Annotated in this window: 19 protein-coding genes and 3 pseudogenes; 9 read left to right on the top strand and 13 right to left on the bottom strand. The window is 68.9% G+C overall.

Annotated elements, in window-relative coordinates:
- Positions 1 to 13: 13 nt before the first annotated feature.
- Positions 14 to 2,260 (bottom strand): telomere-associated protein Tap, encoded by a 2,247-nt coding sequence (gene tap, locus FHX80_RS32250; RefSeq protein ID WP_145768008.1) that lies wholly within the window; start codon positions 2,258 to 2,260, stop codon positions 14 to 16.
- A gap of 195 nt (positions 2,261 to 2,455) precedes the next feature.
- Here tap and FHX80_RS36175 point away from each other — a divergent pair, with 195 nt between their 5' ends.
- The 4 genes from FHX80_RS36175 to FHX80_RS32235 all read left to right on the top strand — a co-directional run bounded on the left by FHX80_RS36175 (position 2,456) and on the right by FHX80_RS32235 (position 4,818).
- Positions 2,456 to 2,695, top strand: a complete 240-nt coding sequence (locus FHX80_RS36175; protein ID WP_244318722.1) for a hypothetical protein — start codon at positions 2,456 to 2,458, stop codon at positions 2,693 to 2,695.
- Between the two features lie 201 nt (positions 2,696 to 2,896).
- Positions 2,897 to 3,127 carry a hypothetical protein gene (locus FHX80_RS36170; protein WP_244318721.1) on the top strand — a complete coding sequence of 77 codons (231 nt, stop codon included), beginning with the start codon at positions 2,897 to 2,899 and terminating at the stop codon, positions 3,125 to 3,127.
- Between the two features lie 3 nt (positions 3,128 to 3,130).
- Positions 3,131 to 3,652, top strand: coding sequence for a telomere-protecting terminal protein Tpg (gene tpg / locus FHX80_RS32240; protein WP_425281712.1), 522 nt, complete (start codon positions 3,131 to 3,133; stop codon positions 3,650 to 3,652).
- A 257-nt stretch (positions 3,653 to 3,909) separates the two neighbouring features.
- On the top strand, positions 3,910 to 4,818 hold the full coding sequence (locus FHX80_RS32235) for an aminoglycoside phosphotransferase family protein (protein ID WP_145768006.1): 909 nt from the start codon (positions 3,910 to 3,912) through the stop codon (positions 4,816 to 4,818).
- A gap of 121 nt (positions 4,819 to 4,939) precedes the next feature.
- Here FHX80_RS32235 and FHX80_RS32230 read toward each other — a convergent pair whose 3' ends face one another.
- Together FHX80_RS32230 and FHX80_RS32225 are read right to left on the bottom strand one after the other, a co-directional pair.
- Positions 4,940 to 5,689 (bottom strand): recombinase family protein, encoded by a 750-nt coding sequence (locus FHX80_RS32230; protein ID WP_244318720.1) that lies wholly within the window; start codon positions 5,687 to 5,689, stop codon positions 4,940 to 4,942.
- A gap of 249 nt (positions 5,690 to 5,938) precedes the next feature.
- Entirely contained in the window at positions 5,939 to 6,667 is a 729-nt protein-coding gene (locus FHX80_RS32225; protein WP_145768005.1) for an ArsR/SmtB family transcription factor, read from the bottom strand.
- A gap of 56 nt (positions 6,668 to 6,723) precedes the next feature.
- Between FHX80_RS32225 and FHX80_RS32220 the strand changes: the two genes are divergently transcribed.
- Positions 6,724 to 7,419 carry a flavin reductase family protein gene (locus FHX80_RS32220; RefSeq protein ID WP_145768004.1) on the top strand — a complete coding sequence of 232 codons (696 nt, stop codon included), beginning with the start codon at positions 6,724 to 6,726 and terminating at the stop codon, positions 7,417 to 7,419.
- Between the two features lie 2 nt (positions 7,420 to 7,421).
- On the opposite strand, the gene FHX80_RS32215 is transcribed toward FHX80_RS32220, so the two are convergent.
- Both FHX80_RS32215 and FHX80_RS36480 read right to left on the bottom strand, forming a co-directional pair.
- Positions 7,422 to 7,985: a Tn3 family transposase gene (locus FHX80_RS32215; protein WP_167523792.1), complete on the bottom strand. Its 564-nt coding sequence runs from the start codon at positions 7,983 to 7,985 to the stop codon at positions 7,422 to 7,424.
- A gap of 23 nt (positions 7,986 to 8,008) precedes the next feature.
- Positions 8,009 to 8,164 (bottom strand): Tn3 family transposase, encoded by a 156-nt coding sequence (locus FHX80_RS36480; protein WP_167523791.1) that lies wholly within the window; start codon positions 8,162 to 8,164, stop codon positions 8,009 to 8,011.
- 106 nt (positions 8,165 to 8,270) lie between these two features.
- On the opposite strand from FHX80_RS36480, the gene FHX80_RS32210 reads away from it, so the two are divergent.
- A complete protein-coding gene (locus FHX80_RS32210; RefSeq protein WP_145768002.1) occupies positions 8,271 to 8,744 on the top strand; it encodes a hypothetical protein in 474 nt (157 codons plus the stop codon).
- Positions 8,745 to 8,759: 15 nt separating this feature from the next.
- On the opposite strand, the gene FHX80_RS32205 is transcribed toward FHX80_RS32210, so the two are convergent.
- The 3 genes and pseudogenes from FHX80_RS32205 to FHX80_RS32195 form a co-directional block, all read right to left on the bottom strand.
- A complete protein-coding gene (locus FHX80_RS32205; RefSeq protein WP_145768001.1) occupies positions 8,760 to 10,844 on the bottom strand; it encodes a tyrosine-type recombinase/integrase in 2,085 nt (694 codons plus the stop codon).
- 8 nt (positions 10,845 to 10,852) lie between these two features.
- Positions 10,853 to 12,010, bottom strand: a complete 1,158-nt coding sequence (locus FHX80_RS32200) for a tyrosine-type recombinase/integrase (RefSeq protein WP_244318719.1) — start codon at positions 12,008 to 12,010, stop codon at positions 10,853 to 10,855.
- A gap of 339 nt (positions 12,011 to 12,349) precedes the next feature.
- Positions 12,350 to 13,291 (bottom strand): annotated as a pseudogene (locus FHX80_RS32195) (DUF4158 domain-containing protein); the annotation flags it as partial.
- A gap of 722 nt (positions 13,292 to 14,013) precedes the next feature.
- Between FHX80_RS32195 and FHX80_RS35285 the strand changes: the two are divergent.
- Complete coding sequence (locus FHX80_RS35285) at positions 14,014 to 15,657, top strand: hypothetical protein (RefSeq protein WP_208764843.1); 1,644 nt, start codon at positions 14,014 to 14,016, stop codon at positions 15,655 to 15,657.
- Between the two features lie 578 nt (positions 15,658 to 16,235).
- On the opposite strand, the gene FHX80_RS32180 is transcribed toward FHX80_RS35285, so the two are convergent.
- Complete coding sequence (locus FHX80_RS32180) at positions 16,236 to 17,027, bottom strand: DUF2785 domain-containing protein (protein ID WP_145767999.1); 792 nt, start codon at positions 17,025 to 17,027, stop codon at positions 16,236 to 16,238.
- Positions 17,028 to 17,778: 751 nt separating this feature from the next.
- Here FHX80_RS32180 and FHX80_RS32175 point away from each other — a divergent pair.
- Both FHX80_RS32175 and ku read left to right on the top strand, forming a co-directional pair.
- Positions 17,779 to 18,024 (top strand): hypothetical protein, encoded by a 246-nt coding sequence (locus FHX80_RS32175; RefSeq protein ID WP_030815810.1) that lies wholly within the window; start codon positions 17,779 to 17,781, stop codon positions 18,022 to 18,024.
- 199 nt (positions 18,025 to 18,223) lie between these two features.
- A pseudogene (ku, locus tag FHX80_RS32170) lies at positions 18,224 to 18,808 on the top strand (non-homologous end joining protein Ku); the annotation flags it as partial.
- Between the two features lie 59 nt (positions 18,809 to 18,867).
- On the opposite strand, the pseudogene FHX80_RS32165 reads toward ku, so the two are convergent.
- The 4 genes and pseudogenes from FHX80_RS32165 to FHX80_RS32150 form a co-directional block, all read right to left on the bottom strand.
- Positions 18,868 to 19,170, bottom strand: a pseudogene (locus tag FHX80_RS32165) (LLM class flavin-dependent oxidoreductase); the annotation flags it as partial.
- A gap of 212 nt (positions 19,171 to 19,382) precedes the next feature.
- Positions 19,383 to 19,745: a MerR family transcriptional regulator gene (locus FHX80_RS32160; RefSeq protein WP_244318717.1), complete on the bottom strand. Its 363-nt coding sequence runs from the start codon at positions 19,743 to 19,745 to the stop codon at positions 19,383 to 19,385.
- A 316-nt stretch (positions 19,746 to 20,061) separates the two neighbouring features.
- Positions 20,062 to 20,193: a hypothetical protein gene (locus FHX80_RS36475; protein ID WP_280118789.1), complete on the bottom strand. Its 132-nt coding sequence runs from the start codon at positions 20,191 to 20,193 to the stop codon at positions 20,062 to 20,064.
- 137 nt (positions 20,194 to 20,330) lie between these two features.
- On the bottom strand, positions 20,331 to 20,471 hold the full coding sequence (locus FHX80_RS32150; protein ID WP_145767996.1) for an SDR family oxidoreductase: 141 nt from the start codon (positions 20,469 to 20,471) through the stop codon (positions 20,331 to 20,333).
- Positions 20,472 to 20,521 lie beyond the last annotated feature (50 nt).

Here is a 20,521-nt window from a genome sequence, read left to right as displayed (position 1 = left end):
CCTGCTCTCTCCCCTACTCGCCGTTGTCGGTGTCGGTGACGGTGCCGTCCTTGATGGACCGGGCGAGGTTGAGCTCCGGGGCGTTGAACCGCTCGCGGACTTCCTCGCCCCACAGGACGGGCTGGGTGCCCTCGTGCTTGACCAGGCCGGGGTTGATGCCGAGCTTGAAGCCGCCGGGCAGCGGCTTGCCCTCCCGGTAGGGCAGGAAGTCCAGCGGCGAGGGCCCGTTCGCGGCGTAGACGACGCAGTCGGACAGGATCGCGATCGGGTACTGCCCGGTGAACGCCGCGTGCTTGACGATCTTGCGGTGGAGGTTGATCCGGGTGCGGGAGATGACCGCCGCCCGGATGTCCGGCCGCCACGTCGGGCGCTCCAGGGCCCGCCACCGTTCGCCCGGCCGCCAGCCCTCGCCGCGGGGCCGTTCGCGCAGCTTGCCCAGGCCGCCCTTGACCGTCGCTTTGATCGCCGAGACGACGATCGTCAGCTCCGGGTCGCGCTCCTTGTAGCCGTCCATCGCGGCGAGGAAGTCCTCCGGCGACAGGTCGGCGTCGACGCCGAGGTCGGCCATCGTGGCGAGATAGGCGTCACGCAGCCGCCCGTACCAGCCGTCCAGATAGCGGCCGTTCTCGTACCGGACCCACGCCTCGACCGGCGCGACGTCGTAGCCGAGCTCCTGGGCATAGGCGACGGTGGGCGTCGCGTACCAGGCCGGGCCCGTGGGGCGGTCGCCCTTCGGCGTGAACGGGGAAGGCAGCAGGCTTCCGTCCAGCTCCACCCACTCCTTGCCGACCTTCACGCGGGACAGGTCGACGTGGGACAGGTCGACCAGCCACGAGCCGGGCAGCTTCGGGTCGAACACCGGGTTCTTGACGTGCGTCGGCTCACCAAGGCCGACGTTCAGCCCGTTCGCACCGGCGGCGAAGGCCATGTTCACGTCCAGGCCGACCAGGTAGCGCAGGGTGCACTCGGCATCGGTCATCGGCCGCGCCCAGTCGTACGCCTCCTCGAACAGCTTCTCCGCCGGGCCGCGCACATGGAAGCGTGGCAGATCCTTAAGCAGCGGGTGTCCGTCCGGGGCCTCGCACGGCGCGCAGTCCACCGGGTCCGTGCCCAGCGACCCGGGTGTTTTGGTCTCGGCCTGCCGCAGGACGCCGGTCTCCTCATCCCGCACGGCGTGGGTCGGCGGGTGCAGCGCAGTCATCAGCTCCAGGCCGGTGACGGCGGTGGAGCCGCGCGGCGTCATCACCCGGGACGCGTACACGCCCAGGACGCGGGCGAGCTCCGCCGGCGGCAGCTGCGCGGCGTCGCCCCAGAACCGGGCGTCCAGCGCGTTCCACGACGGGATGCACAGCTGCACGCACTGCCGGTCCGAACCCTGGGCCGGGCGGTAGATCCGCGCCCACGGCCCGAACCCGCGCTTGGTCAGCTTCCACTCCGCGCGGGTCAGCTGCTTGATGACCTTGTGGCCCTCCGGGATCCGCCCGGCGTGCTTCTCCTCCTCCGTGAGCGAGACAGGCAGGCCGTAGCGCTCGCACGCGGCCTCGGTGAGCACGATCAGCGGGTCGGCCGGCCGTCCCGGGCCGGACAGCTTCGGCTGACCGAGCTTCGCCTCCTTGAGCGTCCAGTCCACCAGGGACGGGTGGGACTTGGCGGGCACGTCCAGGACCAGGCCGCCGACGCAGTACGCCAGCACCTTCCCGTCCTCGACATCGACGACGGCCAACGGGCCGTTCTCGAACCGCGGATCGCTCTCGCCCGCCGGGGTTCCGGCCGGGGCCGCCTTCTTCGCACCCGGACGACGCGACGTCGACGACGTCGGCCTGGTGGTGCTCGCCGGGCGGCGCGCGGCGACGGGAGCAGGGGCGGGGGTCTGGGTGTTCTCGGTTGGGGTCATGACCGCAGCCTCGGGCGCCGGTCCTGTGGACAGAGGTGGCGCTTCCGCCGGGGCGGGAACGGCGGCGAACGTGGCCGGCACCGCAGCGTCGGGGACAGGCACGACCGCGTCGGCTACGGCGGCCGGGGCGGGGTAGAGCTCCGCGAGCTTGTCCAGCAGCCGGGCGTAGGCGTCGCGCTCCGGCGGGCGGGGCTCGGTCTTGCCGGACTCCCAGCCGGACACCGTGGCCCGGCGCACCTTCAGCGCGGTGGCCACTTCGTCGATCGTCAGGCCGTGGGCGGCGCGCAGCCGCTTGCGCTCCGCAGGCGGCGGGAGCGTGGCGCGGGACGCGAGCAGGGCGTCGACCGCGTCGAACAACTCGGACATGGGTTACCTCCTGACCAACATCTTACCCCACGAAACGTACAATATGCGTACGTTTGGCGTACGAATCGCGTACGACATGCGTTCGGTGGTGAAGGATGCAGCCCTGGCCAGGGAAGGGCTGGAAACCGTCGCGTCAAGCGGAGTGTTTATGGGGAGATACGGCCGGCTCCACGCTCTGAGTAACCAGGGGGTCACGTGAAGTGGAAAGACGCGTTCGATGACGCGATGAAAGAACTGGAGGCGATACGGAGCCAACTTGCGCGTCTTGATGACCCGACGGTCGGGCTGACCGCCCTGCACGGAGAGCTCGCACAGAGCCGCCTGAAGATCCTGGAGGTCGTCCAGGGAGTCGTCACCGGACTGCGCGAGGAGAACCGGGAGGTACGCCGACCGCCAGGACCGGATGATCAGCGACCTGAGCGAAACCCGGGGTGAACTCCGCAGCTGCTGGACCTCCTCGACATCCTCCGCCCCCTTGCGACGCTTCAGAGGCCGGGCGAGGAGCCCGGTGACGGTACGCAGACGTGTACCGAGACAGCGCCGCCGGACCCCGAAACCCAACCCGACTATGGCCCCACCGCCTCCGTAGCGGCAAAGCCGACCACCTCATCCGACACCGACTCCCAGGGGGGAACCATGGAGGACAGCGAGCACCAGCCGCAGCCGGAGCCCGAAAGCCGGGATCAGGAACTCACTCTCAAGCACGCAATTGAGGCTGCCTACCAGGGCACCAGCACCCCCACCGCACAGCCTCTCGCCACCACCCCGCAGGCTGTCGCCGACGCGCAGGACCCGCGGATCGCCCACGGTGTCCTGCTGCTGAAGGCGCGCCGGGGTGGCCTCCGTGGACCTGGTCGCGCACCGTGACACCTGGGAGTGGCTCACCGCCCTGGCCGTCGACCACAGCCACTTCCGTACCCCGCCCTCGGTCGAGGACATCAAGGAAGGACGCGTCCAGACCGTCCTGTCCGGACGCTCCCTCATCGCCCTGCTGATCAAGCTATGGGAGTCAAACAGCCCCGCCCGCAGCTGGCCACCCGGCTGGAGAATGAGGTCCGCACACGGTGGCAGCCGCAGGGCAGGGCCCGGGCCCGGGCCCGGCAGAAAGCGGCCACGACCGACGGCATCATGATCGACGTCCAGGCCCGGTTCGGCTACACCGCCACCGCGGGCTCCACCGACCAGTCCCGCATCCGCCACCTCACCCTCGCCCTCCCACCCCACCACGCCACCCGCCTCCCCGACGCCCAGGCCTCCGGCCTGGACGAGGACCAGCTGCTCCAGCTCACCGCCGAAGCCCTCGGCGAGACCTACTTCCGCGACAACGGGCGCCGCGCCCACGGCCTCGAAGTCGAACTCACCGACGTCCTCGACCTCCAGTTCAGGCTGTAGGCGAGAGGGCTGCCGGGGGCGGTGTGCGGGTGCGCCTGAGCCGAAACACGGTAGTTGTCACATCGGCAGGTTTGTTGTCACCGCTGCGGTCGCCTGCCGTTGCCGTTGTGACTCCGAAGTGTCCTGTCGCACTGAAGCCGGCAGATTCTCACTCGGTCTCACCTGACCTGGCAGCTTCTCAGCGGATCGTGTTCTGAGCGGCGACCGCCTTGGGAAAATCACTGGCGGCGGCGAGGTCCAGGCCGAAGGCTCTCACCGTGACACTTCATGAGAACGAGGTCCGTGTGGATGAGGCGGTCGTCCGGTCGCTGTTGCGGGAGCAGCGACCGGATTGGGCCGCCCTCCCCATCTCGCCGGCCGGTGAGGGTACCGACAACAGGATGTACCGGCTCGGCGACCAGCTGCTCATGCGGCTGCCGCGCACCCCGGACAACGCGAAGGCCGTACGGAAGGAGCAGACGTGGCTGCCGCGGTTGGCGCCATATCTTCCCTGTCGCATCCCGGAGCCGGTGCACGCGGGTACCCCGAGTTCCGCCTTCCCGCTCGTCTGGTCGGTGTACCGCTGGATCGATGGAGATGAAGCCGGCCTGGGATCGGTCGCCGATTGGCCCGCCTTCGGGGCCGACCTGGCAGCGATTGTGCAGGGGCTGCATTCCATTCCCCTGATGGGAGCCGATCGTCAGGGCGAGCTCAGCTGGTACCGCGGAGGTGGCTTGCAAGCATGTGACCGGTGGATCAGTGGGTGCTTCGACGACTGTCGAACGATCCAGGGCCTCGACCTCGACATCGCGCACCTGCGACACCTGTGGCGCAGTGCGCTCGCTTTGCCCGAGCCATCCGGCCGGCAGGTGTGGCTCCACGGAGATCTCAAACCCACCAACCTTCTGGTTCAGCAGGGAAAGTTGCAGGCGGTCATCGACTTCGGAGGCCTCTCAGTCGGCTTTCCCGACGCCGAGCACTCGCCTCTGTGGGACCTTCCGCCCGGGGCTCGACAGGCGTACTGGGACGCCATGAGCCTCGGCGACGTGACGTGGCTGCGTGCCCGGGCGTGGGCCATCGCCGTCGGAGTCAGCGGGGTGTCGTACTACTGGGGCACTTATCCCGCCTTCGTCAGCGAATGCCTGTCGCGCCTCCGCGCGATCCTGGAGGCTGCCGACGAGCAGTGAACCAGTCCCGGATGGGGTCTCAGCACGAACTCCGGTTCCGCAGGAGCCAACTCAGGGTGTGACCCAGATACGCGTCAAAGGGGCAACGAGCTGATCTTGAAGACCTGGCGGGCGTCCGGTCTCACGCGGTGCTGTCGGCTTCCTCGGCGAGGATGCGGTAGACGGTGGCGACCGAGGGGTGTTCGCCCTTGTTCTTGCCCGAGGTGATGACAAGCTTCTGCGCGATCTGCGGTACGGGCACCCCGTTGGCCCGCAAGGACCGGGCGTAGGCGGCCATGTCGTCGTCGATGACCTTGGGGCGCCCGCCGTGCCGGCCGCGTTCGCGGGCGGACGCCTGGCCTTCGAGGGACTTCTCCCGGATGTATTCGCGCTCGGACTCGGCCATGCCGGCGAAGAAGGCGAACAGGGCGGCGCCGTGCCCGGACGGGTCGTACACCCCCTGGAGGGGGCCGGTGAGGAGTTCGAGCTGGATGTCGTGGTGCCGCAGGTCCTCGGCGATGGCCAGTAGCTCGGCGGCACCGCGGCCCAGGCGCTTCATCTCGTGCACGGTGAAGATCACCCGTTGGTGCGGGACGGCCTTCTTGATGGCGCGAGCGAAGTCCATCGCCTTGACGAACTCCGGCCGCACCTTGATGCGGGTGCTGATCTTCTCCGAGAAGACCGGATCGCATCCGGCTTCCTGGAGCGCGTCGAGCTGGCTCTGGAGCTCTTGCTGGGCGGTACTGCACCTCGCGTATCCCACCCTCGTGGGCTTCGTCGCTGCCTCGGGCACGGCGGCGTCGATCGCAGGGCCTCTCTCCCACGCGCGGCCCGGACCGCGGTCGGCCGGGGTGCGGACTTCGAGCTCGGCGCGGAGCTGAGGGACGAGCATGAAGCGGGGGGTGTGGTACTTCGGGGCGACCTTGCCGCCGCGGGTGCGACAGGTACTTCCGGCGGGGCACCTCACAGGTGGGGCAGTCGAACTGTTCGACGGCGGCGGCCGGTTCGGCGAGCTGGGACATGTCGCAGAACCTATCGCGAGGGGCATTGTGCGAAAGCTGTTTTGCGAGAGGTTGTGAGAACGAAGATCAGGGGCAAACCGGGCACGGTCCGGCGGGGGTCCGCGGTCTCTCAGAACTACTCATTTCTGCGAAAGGAGTTCATCGGACAAGCCGAGATGGCGGCGGAGTGTCTGTCGGCCGAGGGTTGTGACTGCGACGGCGCGCGTGGTACCGACGGGAGTGATCCAGCCTGTGTCGAACGCGTGACGGCACAGGGCGGCACCGACGGCGCCGGCCAGGTGGGGGCGGCGTTCGGTCCAGTCCAGGCATGACCGTACCGACGGTCGGCGCGTGCCGGTCGGGACGGTGATGCCGAGATCTTCGAGCCAGGTCGCTCCGGCGCTGGTGAGCCCGAGTCCATGCTCCAGGTCCAGCAGCCTCCGCTCGAGCATCGCATCGGTGATGGCGACCCCGACGGTCCCGGCAAGGTGGTCGTAGCAGGTGCGGGCGTGGGCGAGGGCCTGTCGGCGGCCAGCCGCCGACAGGGAACGGGGTGCTGGGGTGCGCTCGGGCGCCATCGCGGCGAGGCTCTCGACCAGCTCGGCGACGTGCGGACCGGCCAGACGCACGTAGCGGTGGCGGCCCTGCCGTTCCTCGGCCAGCAGGTTTCCGCGGACGAGCGCGTGCAAGTGCTCAGTCGCGGTCGAGGGCGCCACCCCCACATGACGTGCCAATTCCGTCGCTGTCCAAGCCCGGCCGTCGAGCAGGGCCAGGCAGAAGCCTGCCCGCGTACCGTCGGCCAGAAGCTTCGCCACGGTAGCCAGGTCGGGACCGGCTACATGTGCGCGCTGCATGTCCATGCGGTCCATTGTCACCTGGGACACTTCGGCCCCGGCCGAAATAACCGGACCCTAGGCTGCTCGCCATGAACACGGCACCTCCCAGCACCCTGCCCGCACAGACAGTCGCCACCCACCTGGAGATCGAGCCGAGCATCCTGTACTTCGGGACGCCAGTGGTGCTCCTGTCGACAGAGAATCAGGACGGCTCGTTCAACCTCGCCCCGATATCCTCCGCATGGGCCCTCGGGCGGACGGTTGTGATCGGACTGGGCCGTGAGGGGCAGACCGCGTACAACCTCGGCAGCCGCCCCGACCTGGCCATCAGCCTGCCGGCCCCCGCCCAGTGGCCGGCGGTGGAGCGGCTGGCGCCGCTGACCGGCCGGAATCCAGTGCCCACGACCAAGCCCAAGGGCTGCCGCTTCGAGCCGGACAAGTTCGCCGCAGCCGGCATGACCAGCGAGCCCTCCCATCTGGTCCGGCCGCCTCGCGTGGCCGGATGCCCGATCCAACTGGAGGCCCGCGCCGAGCGGGTGCAGCCGGATGTCTCCGGGGACTTCGTCATCGTCGAGGCCGTCGTGTGCAAGGTGCACGCCGACTCTCGCATCGTCGTTCCGGGCACCGACCACATCGACCCCGCCGCCTGGAGCCCCCTCATTTACAACTTCCGCCACTACTTCGGACTCGGCCCGGAACTCGGCCACTCCTACCGCACCCAGACACCCCGCAACTTCGAGGGGCTTGCCGCAGGGCCTGCACTCGCCGACACAGCGCCCAACTGATTTCAGGCGGTCTGGCCGAAGCCGGCGGCGGTCAGGTCCTGGTCGCGCAGCGGGGTGAAGTCGACGTCCAGCTTCGGGTCGTACGCCTCGGGCTGGATGCCGAGCTCGTGCGTGGGGTGCTCGCCGAAGCGGTTGATGTGCTCGGTCAGGTACGGCGAGATGTGGGCCAGCTCCTCCGGGTCGATCTCCCAGCCCTCTTCCAGCAGTTGCCGGACGATCTCCGCGATGTCCAGGGCGTTGTGGAAGACCACCGCGTTCGTGAGGAGCGCGTTGAATTTCATCGCCTTCTCCTGCTCGACCGGGTCGTTGTCGGCGATGACGCCACCGTCGCCGAACCCGAGCCACTGGCAGAAGCCGTTGAACGCCTCCACCTTGTTCGTCGCCGCGGTCACCCGCCGCCGCAGCGGGGCGTCGGAGAGGTAGCGCAGCAGAGCCGCGGTGCGGATGACGCGGCCGACCTCGCGGAACGCGGTGTAGGTGGCGTTCTTCCGCGACCCGGAGCGCAGCCGCTTGAGCAGCGTGGAGGAGGAGATCGCCCCCTCGCGTACTGAGATGGCCACCCGCATCAGGTGCCGGAACTGGGACTCGATCAGGTCCCAGTCAATTGAGTCTTGCCCGGCTCGCCGAACAGGGCGTCGATGTGCACGTACTCGGTCTGCTTCGACGGCCGGTAGAAGGTCAGGCCCTTCCAGTTCCTGATCCTGGGCATCAGGTCGAAGCCCAGCAGGTGCGCGAGCGCGAACACCGGCTGGGACTTTATGTGGACAGTTCAAGTTGATCTTCCTCTGAGGTGTTGTCAGGCCGTGCGGACATAGGGTGAGGCTTTCGACGAGGTGGCAGGGGGAAGCGTTGTGGAGGTCACCGCTCAATGGATACGGACGTCCTGGACGAAGCAGTCTCGTGGAGGGGAGGCCGCGGCTCGCAGGAACGCCGTCCCGGTCGGCTTTCGTGTCCCGCCTATGTCGCCCGCGGTCGCGCACGTGGTCCGCATGCATGAGAGCGATGACTTCGACCCCTTCGACGGCCAGGAGGACCTGCGCAAGGTCGACGTCCAGCTCCGCGAAGACAAGGGTCGGTTGCGAGTCCTGCCCCGGGTCCAGCCCCTCTTTGCCATACCTCCTCGGCCACGACGGCCCCCGGCCGTACGGCTTGTTCCCGGACAGTGGGTCCGCTGGCAGCTCAACTACCGTTTCAGCAGCGTGGCGGGGGTGCGGGGCTGGTCGTACTGGCTCGACACCTTCAACATCGCTTACGGCCCGGTGGAAGCTGACGTGTTCTTGTCTCCGCCCACGGTGCTCGTCGATGAGCGAGGACCGGTCCGGTAACCCACCGGGTAGCGGTCACGGACTGGTGTTTTCGACTTTCTCTTCGTGGTGGGCGGGTTGCCCGAGGTCCGCGAGAAGTTTGTCGATGCGGTCGCTGGTGCAGCGGTGTCGTTCGACCTCGCGGTCCCAGCCGCGTTGGGCGGCGTCGAGAGCGAGAGTCTGCTCGACTTCACGTCGGGCCCGCAGACGTGGTGCGTACTCGGGCGTGGTGACGAACTTCGCGCAGGTCAGGTAGAGGTCGCACTCGCAGGTGCCTTCGGCGGGGAGACGGAGGCAGCGGCCGAGTTCGAGTTCGGTCTTGAAGAAGTTCGTCGTGAGCCAGTCGACCGCGGTGTCCGGCAGTGAGCCGTTGCGTAGTTCGTCGGCGGCCGGCCCGGCGATCGTGGCGCCGGGGCCGAGCACGGCCTTGTAGTCGCGTAGTACTTCCTGGTCGCTGATCTGCGCATAGACCAGGGCCATGCTGACGGAGGTGTGGCCGAGCACCTTCATGATGGTGTGGAGCTTCGCGCCGCGCTCAGCGAGCTGGGTGCCGACGGTGTGCCGGAACCGGTGGGCCGAGACGGTGCCGCGTCCGGTGCCAGCGCGACCGCCCGGGCGGACCAGTCCGGCCGCCTTGCAGGCGCCCTGGATCGGCGTCTCGAACAGGTAGAAGGTTGACAGGAGCTTGCCGTGGCTCATGAACAGGTAGCGGATCTCCTCCCCGGTGCGTTCGTCGGTGAACGGTCTCTCGGGTGCGTTCCGGCGCAGGTCGATCGCCTGCTGCAGGGCCGTCGCGGCGTCCTCGTGCAGGGGAACGACGCGTTCTTTGTAGGTCTTGCGACCGGAGAGACGCAGTCGTGCGGTGCCATCGGGGTAGCGGTCCAGACAGTCCATGGGCAGCCGTTGGATCTCGGTGCGTCGGGCGCCGGACCAGTGGGCCACGAGCAGTGCGGCGCGTTGGAACGGGCAGGCGATCGCGTCGATGGCCGGCATCAACTGGTCGAGTTCGTCGTCGGGGATGAAGCGGGGCACTTTCAGGGGGAACTTGGGCGCGTCACCGGCGCCGATGAGAGTGTGGCCGGGCACGTCGGGGTACTGCCAGAGCGCGGTGTCCCGGAAGAACTGCGACAGCCCGGAGATCCGCTGAATCCGTGACATGACACCGAGCGGCTTGCCGGTCTTCTCGGTCGGCGCTTCGGCGATGTGCCCGATCCAGCCCAGACAGTGGTCGCGTGTGACGTCGGCGAAGGTCGTGATACCGGGGTGGTTGGCCTCCAGCCACCGGCAGAACGTGCGCACCGCGAGCTCCAGCTTGTCCACTGTCGAGGGAGCGTCGGTCAGTTTGCGGGCCGCCAGCCACTTCTTTGCGACGGCCAGCATCCGGGGAGGCAGCGTCAGCGGCGGCTTCCACGACGGCATGAGCTTGCGTGGCTGCTTGGCGACCTGGCCGCGATGGAAGAGCACCACCTCAAGCTGGTGCAGGTGCGTGATCCAGCTCTTCGCCGGGCCCTCGTAGAACTGTTGCGCCGACGGGTAAAAGGACGCGAACTCCGGGTCCTCGGGGAACAGACGGATGGCTTCCAGGACCTCGGCGACGTGGTCGCCAGTGATGTCGGCGACGTCGGTCAGGCCGTTGCGCAACACGATCCGGGCCACCGACCAGTGCATCGCCTGCTTCGCCGACATCCGGTTGTAGCCGAGCGCGACAGCTTCCTCGACCAGCACCATGGTGCCCGGATCGATCCCCAGCAGGGCGGCCTGGTCGTGAACGCGCAGCTGGCCGACGGCGAACATCCACCGGTAGTCGAATGTCGCGTACCCGTGCAGGCCCAGATAGGTCAGGTAGGTCCGGGCCCGATGGGAGGTGGGGAACGACGGGCGGTGGAAAGACTCCCCAGGCAGCCGGCCCGCCCGCTCCGCCAAGGGTTCGGCGAACCAGGCTTCCAGGTCCGGCCAGCGGGTCCGGAAGTCGCGGTAGTAGCGCAGTTTCGCGTTGAGGTACTGGCGATTGAAGCTGTCCTGGCCGCGGACGGCCGCTACGTACTGCCCCTCGGGGCAGTGCCTGGGGCGCTGACGGCGGACCGGATCCGGGGCGGCGACCAGCGCGGCGGTCGAAGCCATGACGCCCCTCATGAACGTCCCTCCACCGGCTTGCCCAGCGCGTCCAGGGCCCGGTGGTAGTCGGCGACGACTGCCGGATCGGAGACCTGGGTGTAAAGACGAGTGGACTCGGGCGAGGCGTGACCGAGGCGCTTTTGCAAGGTCAGTTCGCGCATGCCGCCCTCCCACATCGCGGTTGCGTGCGTATGACGCAGCGCGTGGGGCGTTACCCAGGGCTCGCGGATGCCGGCCCGGGTGCAGGCCCGGGAGAACATCCGCACCAGGCCGTCGTAGCCCAGCGCCTCCAGGCGTCTGGTTCCGCGGCCGCCGATCAGGAACACCAGCCGGGTGTCGGCGTCGTCGGGACGTTCGTTCATCACGTAGGCGCTGACCGCCGCCAGGGTCGCGGTCTCGTGCAGGTCGACGACCCGCTCGACCCGGGACTTCGACCGGACGCCCTTGGGGTGGTCGTCGCGATGCCGGACCACGACGCGCCGCCGTCCGTAGGCCAGGTCATCCAGGTGCAGGCCGAGCACTTCGCCGGGCCGCAGCCCGCCGTGGAGCATCAGCAACACGATCGCCCGGTCCCGCAGCCCGCGAAGCTGACCGAGCAGCAACTCAACCTGGCCGTCGTCCAGCGGACGTGGCACCCGCTGGACGGTCTTGACGCGCACGGCCCGGCGGACCGGGCGCTGACGGCTGGCCCGTCCCATAAACGGGCGATGCCGCTCGGAGACGTACAGAAGTGCAGGGTCCGGACGCTTCTCGATGGGGTTGGCCCGCTCCAGTAGCCCGGACAAGATCGCGTACTCGTAGAACGAGGACACTGCGGCCAGAATCCGGTTCACCGTGCTGCCCGCGAGCTTGGTCGCCGGACCGTCAGCGGCCATCGTCACCACCGACAGCGTCATCCGCCGACGCGGGCGGCGGGACGGCACCGAGCGCAAGTACTCCAGCAACGCGATCGCGTCCGGTGGCCCGAACCGCTCCCAGCTCAGACCCCTGCTTGCGAAGAAGCGCCACAGATGCCGAAGGTCGTAGGCGTACGCGATGAGCGTGTTCGGCGAGCAGTCCCGCGCGCCGAGAAAACGCAGGAATCCGGCAACGACCTCGACCGGCGTCCCGTCCTCGTCAAGCAGCTCGACCAGGGTCGAGCCGTCCTCCTGCAGCCGCTGTTGTACCCGCACAGACACTCCCTGAGCCGTCGCACCCGACAGCCCGGACGGCCGCCCCCGACCCTCAACGAGGGGCAAGGTGTCCATGTAACTAAATGGCCCTGGGTGTCGGCGTGCACGGTGGTGGGCTTGACCTCGGAGGTCTCCCACAGGTTGCCGTGGTGGGCGGAGACCTTCTCGATCTGCTCGTACTGCTGGGCGAACCCGCCGAAACCCTCCACCGTTTTCGTCACCGTGGCCAGGCCCCCGGCCTGCACGACCAGGGCCTTGATGAAGGCGAGCAGGGCCGGGGAGACCTTCCCGCCCAGCCGCCGGACCACCTCGTCGGCCGACGCCTCCTCGTCCAGCCCCTCAAGGGCCGCCCTGGTCTCGGCGGTCATCTCCACGGCCTTTGCGAGCGCCAGCTGGGCCGGGCCGTCGGCGTCGATGTCCTTGAGCACGACGCGGTAGTTCCCGATCAGGGCCTCGGTGATCTCCCGCTCGGCGAGACCGGATCTCCTCCAGCTCCGTCCTGGCCTTCTTGATCTTCGTGGCGACGCGCTTGCAGAACATCGTCGCCAGGTCGTCACGGACGCGCATCCTGGCCTTGTGGACCAGGCACGCGATCAGCGCGAGGCGCTTGACGGGCGTGTAGTCCCGAAGCGCCGGCGCGTCCCCGGCATCCGCCTCCCCGGCGAAGTCGGTGATCTTCCGTGCGGCAACGCCGTCCATCCACACCGCGCTATCACCGAGGCCGTCCAGCCACTCCATGCGCCGGGTCAGGTTCTTGAAGTGTGACCAGCTCGGCCCCTTGGCGGGCTTCTTCAGCCGGTTGAACAGCGTCGTGCCGTCGTTGTCGCGCTCCTCCAGCAGCCGCAGCAGCTCGGTGTGCTGCAGGGGGCTCATGCGGTCGTGGATGCCCGCGCAGATCGAGGCGTTCACCTCGGCGCGGATCTTCGAGGCCATCTTGTCGAAGGTGGAGAACCCCGGCAGCTCCAGCCCGGCCTCCACCACCTTCTCCAGCGCGATGTTGATCAGGTCCGCCGGCCGGTTCTTCGCCACGGCCTCCTTGCGGATCGCCTGCTCGGCGATCCGCCGGGCCTCCGCCTGGTCGTACGCCACGCCGACCCGCTTGCGCACCAGGCCCCGGTGGTGCTTCACGGTCCGCTCCGCCCGGTACACCGGCAGCATGCCCTCCGGCAGCTCCACCTGCCGCCGGACGAACTCCACCACCTGCTCCGGCACATCCTCCAGCGCCGGGAAACACCCCATGCGCTGGTAGGACTTCAGCTTCAGAAGCAGGGCTAACAGATGCTCGTCGCTGTCCGTCGCCCCGGCCGCCTACTCCAGCTCATCGCGAGTCGGCGAGAAGAACAGATGCAGCTCGTGCGCGGTGATCAGCCGCTTGAACCGCGGATACGCGGTCCGCTCGATCGAGGTCACAATCCCGCCTCGGGCCAGACGACAGCTCAACATCACCACCAACGACACTGAGCCGAACGGGTGACGGGCCCGGCCCTTCAGGGCTTCAAGATCAACTCATTGCCCCTTTGACGCGTATCTGGGTCACACCCCAACTCGTTTGAGAATGACTTGCGACTCCGTTCCCAAACCACCTGGCAGCCCGACAGGTTGGAGACCTGCTGGCTGCCAACTGGAATGCGACGGGACACGAAGGCTTATAGAGGGTGACGTTGACTCTCTGTTGTGGAGTGGTGGTTCTTCCTGAGCCGGTGCTTACCACTGCGTCACCGGACGGCGGTAGGGTGCGGAGCCGGTCCGGTGGGGGCAGTCTCTTGCCGCATAATCCTCGCGTGTCCGAATACCCCGTACCGATACCGTCCGGTTCCGTTCCGGATGGAACGCCCGTCTGGTCTTCCACTGATGCCGCCCTATGGGCCAGCGCCCGCCCCGCATCGTGGGCCAGGCCCGTGTGGTCCATGCTGGCGCTGGTGATCACCGTCATCTGGGCGGGGGCAGTGGAACCGGTGCCATCGTGCAGCGATGCCGCCCCCTGCGGACCGGACTGGGGCAGCATGGCGCAAGTGGGTCTGGCCGCCGGTCTGTTGTACTGGTTCGCTCGGCTTCCGGAACTCACGCTGGTCACGGTGCCCGCGGTGGCGGCCATGGTGGAGTGGGGAGAGGTTCCGGGCGCCGACCGGATGTCCCAGGTCGCGAACTTCGCCGTGCTCGGGGCACTGGGCTTCAGCTGGGCTGCGGCCATCGAGCGGCTGGCGGCCCGGTCCAGGCAGCGGCGGCTCGTGGAACGCGCCGCCGGAGTGCGGCACCGGGTGCCGCAGCCCGCCGGCCCACTCGTACGAGGCACGTTCCCGCTCGCCGCCGGGCTGGTCCTGTGCGCTGTTGCCGCCGGTGCGGTCCTCCTGGGTCTGAACGGCATCCGCGCAGACGAACGGCACGCGGACTGGGCCATGCACATCACGGCGACCGTGACCCACCGCGGCGAGGAGACGGTGCGCGTCCGCACCGCCGACCAACGGCGCCTCACTATCGACGCGTCCTACCCCGAGGAGTACCGCGTCGGCAGCACGGTGACCGTACTGGAGGACGGCTCGTGGCGGCGCCTGGCGGCGGAACCGTACGACGCCTTCGGCTGGCAGCTGCTGGCCCTGGCGGCCGCGCTGCCTGGACTCTCCTTCCTCACAGTGGGCGTCCTCGCCCGCCGCCGTGCCGCGGCGCTGCGCCGCGCACCGGTACCGACCCTGCGCGTCCTGGACCGCATGGACTACGAAGGACGCACCTGGGTCTACGCGGCAGACGACACAACCGGCCGGACCCCGCTCTTCAGCTGCCTGTGGACGGCGACGCTCCCTGATGACGACAAGCTGATGGGTCGCATCGAAGCCGAGAACGAGGACGGGGACGGGGACGAGGAGGGATCGCGCGTCGACACGCGGTTGCACGAAGCCGTCATACTCGGTGCCCCCTACGAAGGCGGCGAACTGGTCCTCGTCACGACGGACCGGGCAGGGGACCCGGTCGTGATACGCACCGCCAGCCCGGTCCGACTCCCCCGAACCGGCAAGAAACCCCTCCTGAAGTCCCCCTCGGACACCGACCCCGATACCTCAGACCCGCAACGGCGGGATCGAATCGACCGCATCGCCGCCACCCTGACACCCGCCGGCCGCCCGATGCGCTGGGGACCGGGCCCTGCGGCCCGCACCGCCGGGGTGGCCTTCACCGCGGCCGTGATGACCGGGGCCTTCTTCACCGTGCATCTGCTCGCCACGGACGGCTTCGACTGGCACCTGCTCCTGCCCCTGCTCACGCTGCCGGTATGGATCCACTTCGCGGCCCTCCTCTTCAACTGGCGCGCCACCGCGGACAGCACCGGTCTGTGGCTGACCGGAGCCTGGACCGTACGGCACATCCCGTGGGAACGGCTGCGGAGGGCCGAGTACACCGACCAGGGCAGCATCGAGATACACCGGACGGACGGCAGCACCTGGCACCTGGCCGGGCTTGGAGAGCCGCGCCTCGAACGACGACTGCGACTGCGCCCGTCATATGTCCACATGACCGAGGAGGTCTCAGCTCTGCACGCCCACCCGGAACTGCGGCCTACTGAAGCGAGCCCCCGGCGCGACCGCGGCCTGCCGCTGGGGCCCGTCCTGCTCCTCCTCGTTGGTTTCGCCGTCACGGCCGTACTCATCATGTGAGGGTCTGTCAAACGAGCGGTGTAACTCGGGTTGTTGAGAGTTACTGTCGCCAGTTCTCCGAGGAGTCCAACCGACTGGTGACCTTGTGTGATCGCCAGCGGCATACGGCTCCGTGTCCCGCCGGTCTCCTTGAGAAGGCGGCTGGTGCCCCTGTCGTGGTAGCCGAGAGCGTCCGCGCCGACGGGGCGGGCAGTTCGAGGAGCTGCTGTCGGATGGCGGCACCGCGGGCGGCTGCGACCGGGACGCCGATCCCGCCCATGAGCGCGGGGAGGTGGTCGGGGCGGGCCGGCTGGGGAAGATCCAGCGGGGTGCCTGATTGGTGGCGGCGTCCATGTTGTCGCGACTTGCGATGTACTCCAGCAGCAGGGACGACTGGTGCGGGGGCGGGTGAGGCGGGTTCCCCGAGCCGTAGAAGCGTTGCTTCTCCGTCGCTGAACACGTCGTCGAGCGTCAACTGGACGATGCGGGCGAGGGTTGAGCGGAGAGGAGGACGAGGCCGGTGTCCGCGATCAGCTCCATCCCCGTCGTCCCTGGAGGGCATGCCCACCGGTCTGCCCGGTCGAACCGGGTGCCGTCGGTCAGCGTCTGACGATCCGGTCGAGGACGGTGGCGATGCCGGACTTGACCGCGTCGCGGTGGTGGAGGGGTTCCGCGGGCAGTTCGCTGGTGGGGCGCACGCCCCGGTCGGCGAGGATGTAGAGCAGGCGCAGGGTGCGCAGGCAGTTGCTGATGTGAGCGGGCACGGGGGTGCTGATGCGGTCGGCTCCGAAGCCGTCGGCGATCGGATCCAGCCAGCCGACGGCGTCGCGTTCGCTCAGGTCGGTGCGGGTGAGGACCCGGGCGATCGCCCGGGCCAGGCGGTCGTCCTCCATCTGGTCGTAGACGTGGTCGGTGGGCGCCGTCAGCCGAGCGGCGGCAAGGTCCAGCATCCGCACCGGCGCCACCTCGGGGTGGCGACCGAAGGTGGCAAGCAGGTCCGCGCCGTGCGCCACCGCGTGAAGCCAGCCGAGCGTCTCGTCGTGGCCGCGCAGATCCTGCTCCGCCGGGTACCAGTGCTCGAACGCGTCCACCCAGCTGGCCTTGAAGTCCCCCGCGGCCACCAGCATGTCGAGCACGAGGGGCGCGAAGGTGCGGGCCTCGACCCGGGGGTCGGTGAACCGGGTGGCCATCTCGTTCCCCAGCTCCAGCCGCCGGGACGTCCCGATCGCCCCGCGGGCGATCCAGGTCGCGAGGACGGCGTAGGGCGCGCCGTCCCGGACCAGTGGATCGGGATCTGCCAGGGCACGGGACAGCTCGCGGACGAGGTCATCCATGGGCCGGTCAGCGGGCACGGCACAGTCGGCGGCCTCGACGCTCTTCCAGTCGGTCATGGCGGGCAGAATAGGTCCTTGCCGTTGCCGCGCACCTGCGAGTTATGTCCAGGCATCCATCTCAACCCGTCAACTGCCCGACTGGACTCAGCAGTTCTCGCGTCTTTATCACTCTGCCCGCCGAAGCCGGACTGGGTGATGCGCAGCGGCCCGGTCCAGCGCGTGATCGCCGCGGGTCCGTGACCGGCCGAAGCCAGACCGCTGGTCACGCGGCGCTTGACTGGTGGGCTCGCATATTCAACTGTCGCCAGTTGATCAATCTGGCTCCGGAAAATCACTACTGACCGTGACGCTCCTGGCGGGGGTCTGGGTGTGGAGCCCCCAACGTCGACGGGACGTAGCAACGCGTCGTAATGGCGATGACCGGGCCGTGTTGGCGTCCTTACAGCATCGGGATGCTCCTGGTGAAAGGCCCTGGTCATGCCGCAAATGTCGAAGGTCGAGCTGAGCACCCCCCGACAAGGCGTTGACGGGATATCGGGCGGGAGGGACTGGACAACCGATCGGTCGGGGGCTGCAGCAGCACACTGGGACACCGACGGATTCAGTCCGGCCCGGCACGCCCCGCCGGGCAGAGTTTCCCCACCTATGTTGCGGAGCGGTCCCGTGGTGGGCGGAAGGGCTACGGACGTTTGGGCGATGGGACGTCGAGGTTGTGGACGCGATCAACTGCGCACCCGGCCGAGATGCGGGGCCGGTGTCCGGAGGCGACGGTGGGGGGAGACCAATCCCTACGTCTCCTTGGAGCGTCATGATCGTCAAGATGTTGCATGAGAAGGGTCTGAAGGCCGAGCACGCCTACACGGCGGCGTTCGCCTCGATCGGCCTGTCCGTCGTGTCCTGGTGCGGATCGATGAAGGTCGAGCCGGCCGGCACCGCGCGGGCCGACCGGTGGGGCATCTTCGTCGGCGAATGGGCACCCACCTTCTTCGCCCTCGGCCTGGCCCTGGCGAACTACGAACGCGACCACGACCTCCTCCACCCCATCACCCACTGACCCACTCCACCCTTCCGCAGTAGGGCCCACGGCGGTCCCCCGGTGACCAGAGGCGGCCTCCGGGACCGGCATAGCCGGGCGGAGGTGCGGGCTGTCGAAGCGGGGGCGAGGATCGAGAGTGCGGACGGCAGCTCCGGGTCCACCCCCGCCGAGCGGTCCGGCCCGCTTGGTTCGAAACCGCTGGGCATGGAGGTACGTGATGCCGAGGCCGTTGTGGGCCGGTGCGATCAGCTTCGGGCTGGTCACGATTCCCGGTGAAGATCGTGTCCGTGCCGAGGACCACGACGTCCACTTCCACCGGGTCCATCTCGCGGACATGGGCCGGGTGCGGACGCGGAAGGTGTGCGAGCTCGACGACCAGGTCGTCTCCCAGGACGAGATCGGCAAGGGCTACGAGGTCTCCACGGGCGAAACCGTCACGGTGACGGACGAGGAACTGGAGCAGATGCCGCTGCCGACGGCGAAGGCGATCGAGATTGTCGCGTTCGTTGACGCCGGCATCATCGATCCGGTCCGCATCAGCGACAGCTACTACCTCGCGGCCGACGGACAGGTCGCTGCCAAGCCCTACACCCTCCTGCGTAAAGCCCTGGAGCGGTCCTCGAAGGTGGCCGTCGCGAAGTTCGCCTGGCACGGCCGCGAGCGACTTGGCCTGCTCCGGATCCGGGAGGGCGCGATCATGCTGCATTCCATGAAGTGGCCCGACGAGGTCCGCAACCCGCAGGAGCTGGCGCCCAGAGCCGTTGAGGTGGGTGATGAGGAGATCGAGCAGGCACTCCAGCTGCCATATGCGGGGAACTCGGCCGGACGGTCCCCGGTGGCCACGCCCAGCAGGAAGCGGCCCCCCGAGAGGTGGTCGATGCTGGACGCGGCCTTGGCGGTGTCCAGTGGGTGGCGCAGCGGCAGCACGACGCTGGAGGTGCCCAGGCTGATGCGCTCGGTCGTGGCGGCGAGGTAGCCGAGGTACGCCCAGGTGTCGAAGACCTGGCCGGTGTCGCCGAAGGTCGGGTCGAGCAGGGGAACGTCCCGGACCCACACGGAGGCGAAGCCCGCTCGCTCCGCCTGCTGGATCAGGCCGACGTGGTCGTCGAGGGCCGGGACCGGGCCGCTGAACCCCTCCAGCGGGGTGATCACGCCGAGGGTCATGCGCCCCTGGCTGAAGGCCTGGCGCAGACCGGGGTGGTTCGAGAAGGGCGGCTGGTGGTCGCCCTGGACGTCGATGGCTGCTGTCTGGTTCATGGCACTCACGCTAGGAATTGACATCGATGTGAAGGTCAAGCCGAGCGGGATTGAGGTGGGTCACTTCGGCGTGTTCGCGTGCGCTTCGGCCCGCATGGGCCGGGAGTCCGGTGGCCGCGTCATGCCGTCATGGTTCCGGCGAGCCGTCGGGGCGCGGACAGCATCCGGGCCTGCTCGTCCTCGGGGTGGCAGGAGTGACGGCCTTCACCGCCGGCCGCCTCGGCGAGGTAGCAGCGGATGGCGTCGCGGTTGCGGGCCAGGGTGTCAATGCGCTCCTCGATGTCGGCGAGTTCCCGGGTGAGCTTGGTGACGAGCTCGGCGTCGACGATGGGGCGCACCTCACTGCCCGCCCCCTGGAAGCAGGGCACGATCTCCCGGATCACCTCGGTGCCCAGGCCCGCCTTGAGCAGGGCGCGGATCTGCTCGACGCGCTCGACGGAGCCCTCGCCGTGGCGCGGGCCGCCGACGCCGCCGGCTACCACCGCTACTGGATCGCCGAACACCGCAACGCGAACGCGCTCGCCTCGTCCGCGAACGCCTCCCGGACCATGAGCGACACTCGTCACCCTTGCGGAACGGCATGAGGTCGACGACGGAGAGGTGTTCGCCTCGCACTTCGCGCCCGACCAGCTGCTGCTCGCGCTGGACACCTACCGCTCCCACTTCCGCCCGTCGGCGGTCCCCGGTCGGCTCGCAGCAGCGTGCCGTGCTGGAGACCGTGGCCGCCGCCACGGCGTAGCCGGGTCGCCGGGCCCCGGGCAAGCCCCCTCGCGCGGAAGGGCTTGCCCGGCCCGGACGTCAGCGGCCGGCGGGCTCGGGGTAGCGCCGACGGCGCCGGTCCGGGTCGTCGACGCCGATCTCGTACCAGGGCTCGCCGCGCTGGAGCCGGGGCAGGGCGTTCACCCACACCGCGATGGCGATGCCCCGCACGTCGGCGGTGAGTGCGTGGAGGCGGTTGTCGAGGAGGTGCTCCGCCCCGCAGGAGCTTCCGGTGACGAATCAGACCTTGACATGAGAATTCTCGATTGAGAGGCGAAAACCGATTGGATCACTGCTCGGTCAGGGGTTCAGGCGGCTGTGGCGGACATGCCGCCATCGATGGTGACGATGACTCCGGTGGTGTAGGCGGAGCGGTCCGAGGCGAGAAAGGCCAGCATGTCGGCGATCTCACGGGGTTTCGCGGACCGCCCGAGCGGCAGATCGGACATGAGCTCACTGCTGGAAGGCGGCTAGGGCGTGTGTGAAGTTCGGATCTCCT

Origin of the sequence: Streptomyces brevispora (genome assembly GCF_007829885.1) — a bacterium.
In the GTDB taxonomy this organism is placed as follows: Bacteria; Actinomycetota; Actinomycetes; order Streptomycetales; family Streptomycetaceae; genus Streptomyces; species Streptomyces brevispora.
The sequence above is the reverse complement of the archived record's forward strand: the minus strand, read 5'-3'. Positions and strand labels throughout refer to the sequence as shown.